At 41.1% G+C, this 13,559-nt stretch carries 10 protein-coding genes; 7 read left to right on the top strand and 3 right to left on the bottom strand.

The window, feature by feature from the left end; genetic code table 11:
- Positions 1-217 precede the first annotated feature (217 nt).
- Together F3J02_RS17315 and F3J02_RS17310 are read left to right on the top strand one after the other, a co-directional pair.
- On the top strand, positions 218-592 hold the full coding sequence (locus tag F3J02_RS17315; RefSeq protein WP_167251275.1) for a hypothetical protein: 375 nt from the start codon (positions 218-220) through the stop codon (positions 590-592).
- On the top strand, positions 589-792 hold the full coding sequence (locus F3J02_RS17310) for a helix-turn-helix transcriptional regulator (protein WP_167251273.1): 204 nt from the start codon (positions 589-591) through the stop codon (positions 790-792). Before F3J02_RS17315 ends, F3J02_RS17310 begins: the two co-directional genes overlap by 4 nt.
- Before the next feature lie 11 nt (positions 793-803).
- Here the strand turns inward: F3J02_RS17310 and F3J02_RS17305 are convergent, their stop codons facing one another.
- Both F3J02_RS17305 and F3J02_RS18470 read right to left on the bottom strand, forming a co-directional pair.
- Positions 804-1,235, bottom strand: a complete 432-nt coding sequence (locus tag F3J02_RS17305; protein ID WP_167251271.1) for a GNAT family N-acetyltransferase — start codon at positions 1,233-1,235, stop codon at positions 804-806.
- A gap of 104 nt (positions 1,236-1,339) precedes the next feature.
- Positions 1,340-1,573, bottom strand: coding sequence for a hypothetical protein (locus F3J02_RS18470; RefSeq protein WP_171526169.1), 234 nt, complete (start codon positions 1,571-1,573; stop codon positions 1,340-1,342).
- Between the two features lie 238 nt (positions 1,574-1,811).
- Between F3J02_RS18470 and F3J02_RS17295 the strand changes: the two genes are divergently transcribed.
- The 4 genes from F3J02_RS17295 (at position 1,812) to arsB (ending at position 4,063) form a co-directional block, all read left to right on the top strand.
- Positions 1,812-2,039, top strand: coding sequence for a hypothetical protein (locus F3J02_RS17295; protein ID WP_167251269.1), 228 nt, complete (start codon positions 1,812-1,814; stop codon positions 2,037-2,039).
- Between the two features lie 190 nt (positions 2,040-2,229).
- Positions 2,230-2,655 carry an arsenate reductase (glutaredoxin) gene (gene arsC / locus F3J02_RS17290; protein ID WP_167251354.1) on the top strand — a complete coding sequence of 142 codons (426 nt, stop codon included), beginning with the start codon at positions 2,230-2,232 and terminating at the stop codon, positions 2,653-2,655.
- Positions 2,656-2,695: 40 nt separating this feature from the next.
- Positions 2,696-3,016 (top strand): metalloregulator ArsR/SmtB family transcription factor, encoded by a 321-nt coding sequence (locus tag F3J02_RS17285; RefSeq protein ID WP_167251267.1) that lies wholly within the window; start codon positions 2,696-2,698, stop codon positions 3,014-3,016.
- A 6-nt stretch (positions 3,017-3,022) separates the two neighbouring features.
- Entirely contained in the window at positions 3,023-4,063 is a 1,041-nt protein-coding gene (gene arsB, locus F3J02_RS17280) for an ACR3 family arsenite efflux transporter (protein ID WP_167251265.1), read from the top strand.
- Positions 4,064-4,428: 365 nt separating this feature from the next.
- Here the strand turns inward: arsB and F3J02_RS17275 are convergent, their stop codons facing one another.
- Positions 4,429-5,502 carry an AraC family transcriptional regulator gene (locus F3J02_RS17275; protein ID WP_167251263.1) on the bottom strand — a complete coding sequence of 358 codons (1,074 nt, stop codon included), beginning with the start codon at positions 5,500-5,502 and terminating at the stop codon, positions 4,429-4,431.
- Positions 5,503-5,766: 264 nt separating this feature from the next.
- On the opposite strand from F3J02_RS17275, the gene F3J02_RS17270 reads away from it, so the two are divergent.
- A complete protein-coding gene (locus tag F3J02_RS17270) occupies positions 5,767-13,548 on the top strand; it encodes an ESPR-type extended signal peptide-containing protein (protein WP_167251261.1) in 7,782 nt (2,593 codons plus the stop codon).
- Positions 13,549-13,559: the final 11 nt, after the last annotated feature.

Genomic DNA, 13,559 nt, shown 5'->3' with positions numbered 1-13,559 from the left:
ACCTAAAGCTCGAAGGTTACTATTCAGTAGCCGCATATTAGAAGAAAAAATAAATTAGCTCAGTGACTCATTTGCTTAACTTGTCTTTCAAAATGATCAATTCGGCTAGCACAAGATAACCAGCTTTCTATTTAAGAATGAAAAAAATGTAAAGTAAGCTTTACATTTTGGGGTTGAACTTATATATTTATGTAAAGTTTACTTTACATGGTGGGTTATGAAAAACTATCGGAATTTATTTGAGCTGATTGCAGCAATTGCACTGTATATCGGGGTTTTAGTGGGATCATTAAAGACATTGAATTTTATTGAGATACAATGGCTTAAAATTGTTGTTTCATTACTGCCAATATTGCCTGCACTGATGATTGCATTGATCATTATTAAACAATTCAAACGTTTTGATGAGTTGCAGCAAAAGATACAATTGCAGGCTTTGGCGATTAGCTTTGTGGGAACTTCTTTGATTACTTTTAGTTATGGTTTTCTAGAAAACGTTGGATTTCCAAAACTGACAATGTTTCTGGTGTGGCCTATTATGGCAATGCTTTGGTCTATTGCCACAGCGGTTGGTACTTGGAAGTATAGATGAAGAATAAGTTACCCGATTTAAGAAAAGACAAAGGCTGGTCACAGAGCGACTTGGGCGATTATGTGAGCGTGTCGAGGCAAACTATTAATGCGATAGAAAAGGGTCGTTATGATCCCAGTTTGTCATTAGCATTTAAAATCGCACATGCATTTGGTCTCAGCATTGAGCAAGTATTTATTTTTGAGCAAGATTCAGCTTAATGGATTCTCGCTCAAACTGAAATTTGTAGATGCAAAATAGGATAGGGATTGCCTTGACCATCGAGTTCGGAACGACTCACGGTATGGAATCCCATTTTCTGATAGAAGTTAACCGCTTGCAGATTTTGCTCATTCACATCGACTTTATAAATCTGAAGCTGTTTTACTGCAAAATCGAGCAATGCCTGACCAATCCCTGATCTTCTGCACTCAGGCAGAATAAACAACATTTCAATATTGTCGTCACTGGTACCCAGAAATCCTACAATCTGTTGATCAATCACATATTTATTCAGCTGAACATGATGAAAGTATTCATTCAAAATTAACGGTTTTAATTCAGCAATCATCGTTTCAGGTAAAAAATCATGAGTCGCTCTGACTGATTTTTCCCATATATTGAGTAAAGTAAGATGGTCATCCTGAGACGCTTTTATAATCATGTCGTGACTTCATTTAAGACATTTAGAGCCATCAATTCTCTACTATTTGATTCGGAATTTCTATGCTTAGATAGGAGGCAGATACTGGACATGAGCTGTTTATATTATTCGAGCTCTAATTGATGATCATCCTTGGTCACTTTAATTTTTAGTTTTTTATATTTACGCTTATTGGGATCAAGGGCCGAGTTGAGCACTTCATCTGCAAAACGTTGATCTTGTATGAGTGCGCCATAGGTCTTATAACCTAAAATAATTCGAGTCGGTCGGTAGCCATTTCTCGTCACATAATAATTAATGATGAGATCTAATTCTGTTAAAAGACATGTATCGTTCATTGTTAGATATCGCTTTTAAGTGGCTTAAGCAGCATAGTCTATAAGGGGAAACTTATCTAGCTGATGTTCATTGGTTTTTGCTGAAAGTTCGAGCTGTCATAAAAGTGTCATCTAAAAACATTATCGTGATTTATATAATAAAAATAGCAACAACAAAAATCGATACATACTTATCCATAGAGCTTTATCTGATGTTCAACAAAGGGGGCGGGACTTAGAAAATCGAGGAGTTGTTTATATGCAGAATAAAGTGCTCACCATACGAGAGCAAAAACCATTGAATCATCGTTTGAATGTGTTACTTTCAGCCTATCAGGCATTCTTAGCCGCTAAAGGTCTGGTCAATAGTGAATTTAGTCGTCTCATCTTTGTTGACAATTATACCCAGACGCTAAAATTCAAACTTTATGATGATGAATTAAAGAAGCAATTGATGGATGAGTTAGAACGATTTAGCTCATTTTAGTCAGTACTTCGATCAGTTTGGAATACAAAAGTAGTCTCAGACTCACAATAATTAAGAATTCATAAAATCATATCTATCTAATTTTAATAATATATTTTAAAGGGTTGTTATTTAGGTTTAATATATGAGTTTGCATATATATGGATAAATATATATATTGAGTTTATCCAATTTACCAGATCATAAGTTCATGGCTGACATCACGATTTACCATAATCCTGCTTGTGGCACTTCACGCAATACACTGGCTCTAATTCGCAATACAGGTATTGAGCCAACCGTCATCGAATATCTTGTTAGTCCACCAACGTATGATGTGTTAATCCAACTGATTCAGGATGCCAATTTAACGGTGAGAGAGGCTATTCGCAGTAATGTTGATCCTTACCATGATTTGCAATTAGAGCGCGAAGATTGGTCAGATGAACAACTTATTCATTTCATGCTTAAACATCCAATCCTGATTAACCGTCCTTTTGTTGTGACGACCTTAGGAACACGTCTTTGTCGACCATCAGAACTTGTACTCGATATTCTGCCTTTTGCTCAGAAAGGAGCCTTTAGCAAAGAAGATGGGGAGCAAGTGATAGATCAAAACGGTCAACGTATTCAATAAATACAGGTTGTGACATTAACGATTTAAAGGGGAATGAATAATGGAAGCAGTCACTTTTTTTAAGAGTCTATCTGATGAAACAAGACTAAATATCGTGCTATTAGTCAACGCACACCAAGAGTTGTGTGTCTGTGATTTGACTGAAAAATTACAACTGAGCCAACCTAAAATTTCTCGTCATTTGGCACTATTACGTGCTTCAGGATTGTTGCAAGATCGTCGTCAGGGGCAATGGGTGTATTACAGCATCGCGAAAAAATTACCCTCATGGTGTTATGAAATCCTAACTGTTTTAAATACGCAAACTGCACCGATCTTTCCAAGCTTACAAAGCTTAGTGTCAAAAAGCTGCTGTGATTAAAACGCCATGAAAACACTTTCCTTTTTAGATCGTAATCTAACACTATGGATTTTTATTGCCATGGCAGTGGGCATTGCGATTAGTTCCTTTTTTCCGCACGCCTCTATTGCTTTAGATCAAATGACTGTTGATTCAGTCAACATCCCAATTGCAATCGGTCTGATCTTGATGATGTATCCACCTTTGGCAAAAGTGGACTATGCAACGCTGCCACAAGTGTTTAAAGACAAAAAAACCTTAACTTTGTCTTTGCTACAGAACTGGGTTATTGCTCCTGTTCTGATGTTTGGATTGGCCATTATTTTTCTGCAGAGTTATCCTGAATATATGACGGGTTTAATTCTCATCGGCTTAGCCCGTTGCATCGCGATGGTATTGGTGTGGAATGATTTGGCGTGTGGCGATAACCAATATGTCGCAGCATTAGTGGCCTTTAATAGTATCTTCCAGATTTTATTCTTTAGTAGTTATGCATGGCTGTTCCTTACTTATTTGCCACCGTATTTTGGTATTGCAGGGCAGGTGATTGATGTCGATTTCTGGACAATTACCCATGCAGTATTGGTTTATCTAGGCATTCCATTTTTACTTGGTTTTCTGACTCGTTTCATCTTGGTAAAAACTAGAGGTTTGGATTGGTATCAAAGTGTCTTTTTACCAAAGATCAGCCCTTTAAGTTTGCTGGCTTTACTGTTTACCATCATTGCGATGTTTAGCCTTAAAGGTGGTGATGTGCTGAGTCTACCTTTAGATGTGATTCGTATTGCTATCCCACTCACAATTTATTTTGTGGTGATGTTCTTTATCAGCTTTTTTATGAGCAAATGGATAGGCAACGATTATGCTAAAACCACAGCAATTTCGTTTACTGCGGCAGGGAATAATTTTGAGTTAGCCATGGCCGTCGCGATTGCTACTTTTGGTTTGGCATCGCCAGTGGCATTTACCACGGTGATTGGACCATTGGTTGAAGTACCCGTGTTGATTGCTTTGGTGAGCGTGTCTTTAGCGCTTAGAAGAAAGTATTTTCCCTCTATTAATATATAATAGATATTGAGGGAAAGTTAAATGAATAAGATCTAAAATAAAAAGCCTCAGTTACCGGAAATAGGATACTGGCAACTGAGGGGGAAACTGTTTTTATAATGTAGCTTGTTTTATTTAATAAAGGAATGGTTTTTGTTTGAATTGCATATACTGTTTATTTTTGAGGTTAAAGTTGTTATTGATTAAGTTCTTAAAATAAAAAGCCTCAGTTGCCTGAAACAGGGTGTTGGCAACTGAGGGGAAAGTAACTGTGTATAGTATATTTATATTTTTAAACAATAGAATAGGGTTGGTTGAAAATGAATATAATGTCTAATTAGAACGGTTAAGTTGTTAATGAATATGTGTTTTTACTAAATGAATATTTATTTTAGGTTGTAGCTTTTAATCGGAGTTTTACTCTCTCTTATGTACTCACTTGGTTTTTTCCCTGTCCAGCCAAAAAAGGCTCTAGAAAATGCACTGATATGACTGTAACCGAGTAAATCAGATATTTCCTGAATATTCCGATTGGAATTAATAAGTTTTTTTGCGAGTTCAAACTTTTTAGATTGGAGTAGCGCAGAAAAAGTCGTATTGGCAAGAGATAACTCTCGTTTTAATGTTCTTTCCGATATTTTAAGTTTATTGGCAACATGGGTTAAGCTTGGAAACCCTTCACCAGGTTTAAATATAAGTTGTTGTTTTACGTTTAAAATTATTTTATCGGTGGGGTCTTGGTATAACAAATATTCCTTGTTTACTAACTCCATTGCAAGTTCATAGGCATTCTGAGAGTTAAAGATAAGGGGTAAATCTAAACATTTAAGGTCAATACTAATTTGATTATAGTCTTGGTTGAATTCGATGACAGGTAAGCGCTTTTCATAAAGTGAATGATAGTCTTCTTTATTCCATGTCACATGAATACTAACGCCTGTTAAATTGTAGTTGGTGATCATTTGTAAGTTGTTAATAATGTCAATTAGAGCACTTTCTAAAAAGAATTTGTTTATTTGTTCTTTCTTGCTTTCATTTAAGTGTGCTGGAAGTTGATAAAGCGGGTTTACTCGAATTATTATTTTGTTGTTTTTATTTAAAATGGAGATATCCATTTTATGTATTCGCATATGGTAGTACTTCTGTAAATCAACCAGTACTTTTCCAATATTGCTATTGGTAATGAGCATGAATCCAAGTGCACCATGAACAGTTGGCTTGCAGTTTAAACCGAATTGATAGCCGATACCTTTGTTTGGCAATAGTTCTAAAAGTTGAATTACAATATTAGTCCACTGGTTAAAACTTATGCGCTCATTGTTATTCTCAGTGATTAGAGATAAAGGGATTTGGCAATATCTAATGATTTCTGTTTTAGATACGCCAAAAGTAGAAGCAGTATCTATGAGTACTTTAAGATAATCATTATCAATATTAAGAATAAGCAACTTTTTCTTCATACATTCTAGAGTAAAACTAAGGTTGGAATTAAAAGCTTTTATACATTAGCTGAAGTTTTTTTTTATGACTTTTAAAATTAAAGTCCCAATCTGTCAAAAATACACAACTAATTTGTTTATCTCCAATGTGTTTTTTGAATATTAATTAATTTTCTTTATTAAAGTGATGTAATTGTTAATTTTTTGCATTAATTGTTAATTCTGTCACGGTTTTATTATTTATTTTGTGCTGGTCAATTTTCATTCATTTAAAGGCTTTTCTTCATGAATAGGATATACAGACTTGTCTGGAATAAAAAATTAAATATATGGACGGTTGCATCAGAAACCGCAAGAGGGGCAACGAAAAAGCGGAATGTTTCCTCACTAGGTTCTAGTAAAACTACAGACCAGCAGTCACAAAACCACTCAGTATTTTTTGCGATAAAACTTCTTACAGCTGCAATTAGCATCGTATTTATAAGTAGTCATACATTTGCTGAAACAAATACAGGTGGTGGTTCGGCAAATAATGGCAGCAGTATGGCGATCTCACCTACTGCATCGCAATGTGGTAATGCATCAAACGAAGCGAAAGTTGATGGACCTGGTGGTGTCGCGATTGGCTGTGGTAGTGCGATTTCAGGAGTTGATGTAAATTTTCAGCAGGCATTGTTTAACCGTCGTGGGACTCAGGTTAATAACTATCCTAATGGTCCAAGATCTTACTCAGGTAGTGCAGTTGCACTTGGTAGAAATAACACATCTAGTAATGCAGGCGGTTCAACTTTAATTGGTAACTCGAATGTTTCAGTTGGAAATAGTGTTTTTCATAATATGGCTGTTGGTCAGGGGAACCGTGTCGGAGGTACAGGGTATAATCAAGCAATAGGTGTAGGGAATGACATCGCAAATGGCACCTCAAGTACAGCTATCGGGGTCAATAACAGAGCTAGTGGGAATACCTCTATCGCAATGGGACGTATGAGTTGGGCCGATGCTGATCAATCAATTGCATTAGGTAATACAGCCACGGTTGATTCGGCGGCGACTAACGGTATTGCTGTGGGGCACTCGGCAACAACTAAGGGTGTTCGAGGTATAGCAATTGGAAGCAGTACGACTACTACGCAAAATTATACTCCTGATACAGCGACCAACGCTGAAGGTACAGATTCACTAGCGATTGGAACTGGCGCAAAAGGTACTGCCGATCAAACCACCGCTGTTGGTCGTCAGGCTCAAGCTACAAATGCCAATGCTGCAGCTTATGGTAATGAAGCACAAGCATCGGGTCTTTCGTCTGCGGCAGTGGGGGATAAGTCTAGTGCAACAGCAGAGAAATCGCTTGCCTTGGGTGCAAGTGCTGTGGCATCGGATACGAGAGCATTTGCGGCAGGTGCTGACGCTCAGGCCCTAGCTTTTAAATCGGTTGCTTTAGGTAATAATGCAGTTGCAACTTTTAATAATAATGATACCTCAAATAATAAAGGCACTGGTGCTATTGCAATTGGAGACAGTTCAAAGGCGATGAATACTGGTGCAGTTTCAGTAGGACGAGGTTCTTTTGCTGGTAGATTATCCGTTGCGAGTGGTTCTGATGCTGTAGCTGGAGATGATAATGAAGCTTATGAGGCTACAGCTGTTGGTTCTTCTGCTAAAGCAACAGCACGACAGACTTCAGCATTTGGTCATAGTGCTTCAGCAAGTAAGAGCCAAGCAAGTGCATTTGGTATTTATGCCAATGCTGAAGGTCAAGCAAGCAATGCATTTGGTTATCAAGCAAAAAGTTCAGGATTTGCTTCTACAGCAATGGGAACACAATCTGAAGCTTCAGGAGATTTGAGCACGGCCAATGGTTTTAGAGCAAAAGCTAATGGAAACAATGCTGTAGCAAATGGTTCAAATTCAAACGCAACGGGTAACTCTTCTGTAGCGGTAGGAGATGGTGCACAAGCACAGGGTGATAACGATATCGCAATGGGCCGAAATGCAGCAACAGCCAGCGGTAATAGCAACAATATTGCCGTGGGGAACGGGGTAACCACTGGGGATACAGGCTGGAATGTTGCTATGGGGTCTGATGGTACCACAGCCAATTCGCGAACTGCCGATGGCGGTGCAGTGTCTATTGGTCGAGGTCAAAAAGCAGCAGGGGATGGTGCTGTCGCGATTGGTGATCCAAATAGTGCTAATGGTGATGGTGCTGTTGCACTGGGTCGTAACAATACCGCAGCAGGGGATACAGCCGCTAACAAGGCAGCAGATGGTGCGGTTGCAATAGGTAATGAAAATCAGGCGATTGGGCAGGGTTCGGTTGCAATCGGTAACAAGTCAAAGACCACAGAAGCGGGTTCAATTGCTTTGGGTGATACAGCGGATGCCAAAGCAGTACGTGGTGTTGCACTTGGCTCAAGTGCAGTTGCAACCAATGCAGATGATGTCGCTTTAGGTGCTGGTAGTAAAACAACGACTGCGACAGGAGCAGCTTACCGTACTGGCACTGCAGCATCATCTTCAGTAGTTTCGGTCGGTTCTGCTGGATATGAGCGTCGTATCCAAAACGTATCCGCTGGTGCGGCTGATACCGATGCAGTGAATGTAAGTCAGTTAAGAAGTGTACAAGATGGTGTTGATGAACTTGGAAAAAGTACAGCAGAAGGGTTAGGTGGTGGTTCTACCTATGACCCTAGTACAGGTGCTGTGTCTAATCCAACTTATAACGTAAATGGCAAAGATGTTAATAACGTTGGTGATGCGATTACTGAATTAGACAAAGGTTGGAATCTACAAAGCAATGGCGCAAATACTGGTGCAATCAAAGCAGGTGATACGGTTGATATTGGTACTGCAGATGGAGAAGAAAACTTACAAGTCACGAAAGAAGGCAATGACATCAAGTACAGCCTGAATCGTGATTTGAAAGTGAATAGTGTAACTGCTGGCGATACTGTGATTAATAATGACGGTATGAGCATTGCTAATGGTCCAAGTGTTACCAAGTCAGGGATTGATGTCGCAGGTAATAAGATCAGCAATGTTGCTGCAGGTACAGAAGGTACTGATGCCGTTAATAAAGATCAGTTAGATAAAGCCAGCCAAGATCTAACTGATAAAGGCTTTGGATTAACCGCACAAGATGGCACAACCATACAGAAAAAACTTGGTGAAGCGATTGAAGTCGTTGGTGCAGACAGCAACATCACCACGAAGGTTGACAATGGCAAAGTCGCGATTGAACTCGCGAAAGACCTAGATGTAAATAGCGTGACCGCTGGCGATACGGTTATCAACAATGACGGTTTAAGCATTGCCAATGGCCCAAGTGTTACCAAGTCAGGGATTGATGTCGCGGGTAATAAGATCAGCAATGTTGCAGCAGGTACAGAAGGTACTGATGCCGTTAATAAAGATCAGTTAGATAAAGCCTCTGCCGCATCGAAGACCGAAGTCACCGAAGGTAAGAACATTACTGTGACTAAGACAACAGGTGATAATGGTCAAGACATCTACAATGTTGCAACCGCAGATGATGTTGAATTTGATTCGGTTAAAGTTGGCAACGTTAGCATTGACGGTACAACGGGCAAGATCAGCGGTGTTACTGCGGGTGATGTCAATCCAAACTCAACCGATGCGATCAATGGCAGTCAATTGGCGAACAATGCGCAAAGCGTTGCAGATGCCCTAGGCGGAGGTTCAACGGTTAATCCAGACGGCACGCTATCGAAACCAACGTATAACATCAATGGAACAGATACCAACAACGTTGGTGATGCTTTGGCAGAGTTAGACAAAGGCTGGACACTGCAAAGCAATGGTGCCAATGCAGCAGCAGTGAGAGCAGGCGACACAGTTGATATTGGTACAGCAGATGGAGAAGAAAACTTACAAGTTACGAAAGAAGGCAACGACATCAAGTACAGCTTGAATCGTGATTTGAAAGTGAACAGTGTAACCGCTGGCGATACTGTGATTAATAATGACGGTCTAAGCATTGCCAATGGCCCAAGTGTTACCAAATCAGGGATTGATGTCGCGGGTAATAAGATCAGCAATGTTGCTGCAGGCACAGAAGGTACTGATGCCGTTAATAAAGATCAGTTAGATAAAGCCTCTGCAGCATCGAAGACCGAAGTCACCGAAGGTAAGAACATTACTGTGACTAAGACAACAGGTGATAATGGTCAGAACATTTACAATGTTGCAACCGCAGATGATGTTGAATTTGATTCGGTTAAAGTTGGCAACGTTAGCATAGATGGAACAACGGGCAAGATCAGCGGTGTTACTGCGGGTGATGTCAATCCAAACTCAACCGATGCGATCAATGGCAGTCAATTGGCGAACAATGCGCAAAGCGTTGCAGATGCCCTAGGCGGAGGTTCAACGGTTAATCCAGACGGCACGGTATCGAAACCAACGTATAACATCAATGGAACAGATACCAACAACGTTGGCGATGCCTTGGCGGAGTTAGACAAAGGCTGGACACTGCAAAGCAATGGTGCAAATGCCGCAGCAGTGAGAGCGGGCGACACGGTTGATATTGGTACAGCAGATGGAGAAGAAAACTTACAAGTTACGAAAGAAGGCAATGACATCAAGTACAGCCTGAATCGTGATTTGAAAGTGAACAGTGTAACCGCTGGCGATACTGTGATTAATAATGACGGTCTAAGCATTGCCAATGGCCCAAGTGTTACCAAAGACGGTATCGATGCTGGTGCTAAGAAAATCACTAATTTAGCAGCGGGTACGGTGAGTGCAGATTCAGCAGAAGCGATTAATGGCAGTCAGTTACATGCCCAAGGCCAAGGTGTACAAAACATTATTGGTGGAAATACCGTTTATGATCCAGCCACAGGCACCTATACCAATCCTGACATTGGCGGAACAGGCGAAAACAACATCAATGATGCGATTGGTGCAATTGGTAAAGCGGCAGCAGCAGCGAAGACTGAAGTCACCGAAGGTAAGAATATTACTGTGACTAAGACGACTGGTGATGATGGTCAGGACATTTACAATGTTGCAACTGCGGATGATGTTGAGTTTGATTCGGTTAAAGTTGGCAACGTTAGCATAGATGGAACAACGGGCAAGATCAGCGGTGTTACTGCGGGTGATGTCAATCCAAACTCAACCGATGCGATCAATGGCAGTCAATTGGCGAACAATGCGCAAAGCGTTGCAGATGCCCTAGGCGGAGGTTCAACGGTTAATCCAGACGGCACGGTATCGAAACCAACGTATAACATCAATGGAACAGATACCAACAACGTTGGCGATGCCTTGGCGGAGTTAGACAAAGGCTGGACACTGCAAAGCAATGGTGCAAATGCAGCAGCAGTGAGAGCAGGCGACACGGTTGATATTGGTACAGCAGATGGCGAAGAAAACTTACAAGTTACGAAAGAAGGCAATGACATCAAGTACAGCCTGAATCGTGATTTGAAAGTGAATAGCGTGACTGCGGGAAATACACGTCTCGATAATACTGGTGTAGAGGTTAAAGATGCTGTTGGGAATAGTACAACGATAGTTGCAGGTGGCACAGTCGTCAAAGATGCACAAGGCAACAGTACCGCAACAACAGCAACTGGCACAACGATTAAAAATGCCCAAGGTGATCGTACGATTTTGAATGGTACTGGTTTGGTATTTACCAATGCATCCGATGTACCAGTAGGACCTAGCGTCAGCCGTACAGGTATTGATGCGGGCAAAGAGAAAATTAGTAATGTTGCTGATGGCGAAGTTGCAGCAGGTTCGAAAGACGCAGTCAATGGCGGTCAGTTAAATGACAGCGTGGGCTCAGTCGGGGACATTATCGGTGGTGGCGTAACCAACGAAGGTGGCAAGCTAAATGGTCCATTTACAGTCAATGACAAAGGTTATGACAACATTGCCGATGCCATTGCTGGTGAGTCAGCAGCAGCGAAGACTGAAGTCACCGAAGGTAAGAACATTAACGTGACTAAGACGACAGGTGATGATGGTCAAGACATCTACAATGTTGCAACAGCAGATGATGTTGAATTTGATTCGGTTAAAGTTGGCAACGTTAGTATTGACGGTACAACGGGCAAGATCAGCGGTGTTACTGCGGGTGATGTCAATCCAAACTCAACCGATGCCATCAACGGTAGTCAGCTATATGGTGTTGCGGATAGTGTGAAAAATGCGATTGGTGGAAAAACAGTATTGAATCCAGACGGATCAGTGACCACTAGCAATGTCGGAAACACAGGCCAAAACAACATCCATGATGCCATTGATTCAGTTCGTGGTCAGGCCATTGCAGCAAAAACCACAGTCAAAGAAGGCGAAAACATTGTTGTGACTGAATCTAAAAATGCAGATGGTAGTACCAACTATGAAGTCGCCACAGCAAAAGATGTGAAGTTTGACAGCGTAACCGCAACTGATGATGAGGGCAATGAAACGGTACTCAATGCGACAGGGACTCAAGTCAAAGATGGAAAAGGCAACGAAGCTGAATATGGAGCCAAAGGAATCAGCTTGAAAGATCAAGAAGGCAAAGGAACGCTGATTAATCAAGAAGGCATGAGCTTTATTGATGCGGCTGGCAATAACATCGGACCAAGTATTACAGCAGGTGGTATCAATGCTGGTAATACTGTGATTCGTGGTGTAGCAGCAGGCCGAGTTGCAGTAGACTCACAAGAAGCGATCAATGGCAGTCAGTTACATGCTCAAGGTCAAGGTGTGCAGAACATTATTGGTGGTAACACGCAATATGATCCGAACACTGGCAAATACACCAACGCTGATATTGGGGGTACAGGCAAAGACAACATCAATGATGCAATTGGTGCAGTTGGTAAAGCAGCACAAGAAGCGAAAACGACTGTAACTGAAGGCAAAAACATTGTTGTAAAAGAAGGCAAGAATGCAGATGGTAGTACCAATTACGAAGTCTCAACTGCTGATGATCTTGATGTAAATAGCCTTACTGCTGGAGGCACCAAAATTGATGGTAATGGCTTAACCATTGAAGGCGGCCCAAGCGTCACCAAAGATGGAATCAATGCCGGTGATAAGAAAGTGACTGGTGTTGCTGATGGTGCGATTGCCGCTGGATCAAAAGATGCCGTGAATGGGGGGCAGTTACATGCCCAAGGCCAAGGTGTACAAAACATTATTGGTGGTAACACGCAATATGATCCGAACACAGGAAAATACACCAACGCTGATATTGGAGGTACAGGCAAAGACAACATCAATGATGCAATTGGTGCAGTTGGTAAGGCTGCACAGGCTGCTAAATCTACAGTGAGCAATAAAGATCGCAACATCACAGTGAAAGAAACTTCCAAAGAGGATGGTAGCAGAGATTATGAAGTTGGTCTTGCCAAAGACATCTCTGTGGACAGTGTTACAGCGAAAGATGTTAATGCAAATCAAGTGAATGTTGCTGGTGACAAAGGTACAACCAACATTACAGGCGGTGGTATTAGTGTCACTGGACCAAAAGGAGAAGCAGGACCAAGTATGACCACTGGTGGTATCAATGCTGGTGATAAGAAAGTGACTGGTGTTGCTGATGGCGCAATTCACAGCAGTTCAAAAGATGCGATCAATGGTAGCCAGTTACATCAATCATATCAGAATGTAGGAGCAGCCTTAGGAGGAGGAGCTGGTTATGATCCAGAAAAAGGCTGGCAAGCACCTAGCTATAATGTTGCTGGTAGTAATTACAACAACGTTGGTGATGCATTAGGTGCTATTGATAATCGTGTCACCAATTTAGGCGACCAGTTACAACAAGCATTCTATGACACCAATAAACGTATGGACAAATTGGAAGACAAGATGTCTGCGGGTATTGCTGCGACAGCGGCACTTGAAAATGCACCATTTGTTCCAGGTAAGTTAACGATGGCTGCTGGAGCTGCCTATTACAATGATCAGAGTGCAATTGGTGTGACATTTAGACGTACTGCTGATAATGGTCGTTGGTCACTTACAACGGGTGCTGCAATGGGGAGTCAAGGCAATAGTCCACTGGTTCGTGTTGGTGTCAGTACTGTTATTGACTAAATCATTTATTA

This window comes from Acinetobacter sp. Tr-809, assembly GCF_011753255.1.
Lineage (GTDB): Bacteria > Pseudomonadota > Gammaproteobacteria > Pseudomonadales > Moraxellaceae > Acinetobacter.
Note: the sequence above shows the minus strand (reverse complement) of the source record. Positions and strands in the feature narration are given on the sequence as shown.

Coding starts and splice junctions, on each gene's coding strand:
- F3J02_RS17315 (WP_167251275.1), top strand. CDS start 218: ATGAAAAACTATCGGAATTTATTTGAGCTGATTGCAGCAATTGCACTG.
- F3J02_RS17310 (WP_167251273.1), top strand. CDS start 589: ATGAAGAATAAGTTACCCGATTTAAGAAAAGACAAAGGCTGGTCACAG.
- F3J02_RS17305 (WP_167251271.1), bottom strand. CDS start 1,235: ATGATTATAAAAGCGTCTCAGGATGACCATCTTACTTTACTCAATATA.
- F3J02_RS18470 (WP_171526169.1), bottom strand. CDS start 1,573: ATGAACGATACATGTCTTTTAACAGAATTAGATCTCATCATTAATTAT.
- F3J02_RS17295 (WP_167251269.1), top strand. CDS start 1,812: ATGCAGAATAAAGTGCTCACCATACGAGAGCAAAAACCATTGAATCAT.
- arsC (WP_167251354.1), top strand. CDS start 2,230: ATGGCTGACATCACGATTTACCATAATCCTGCTTGTGGCACTTCACGC.
- F3J02_RS17285 (WP_167251267.1), top strand. CDS start 2,696: ATGGAAGCAGTCACTTTTTTTAAGAGTCTATCTGATGAAACAAGACTA.
- arsB (WP_167251265.1), top strand. CDS start 3,023: ATGAAAACACTTTCCTTTTTAGATCGTAATCTAACACTATGGATTTTT.
- F3J02_RS17275 (WP_167251263.1), bottom strand. CDS start 5,502: ATGAAGAAAAAGTTGCTTATTCTTAATATTGATAATGATTATCTTAAA.
- F3J02_RS17270 (WP_167251261.1), top strand. CDS start 5,767: ATGAATAGGATATACAGACTTGTCTGGAATAAAAAATTAAATATATGG.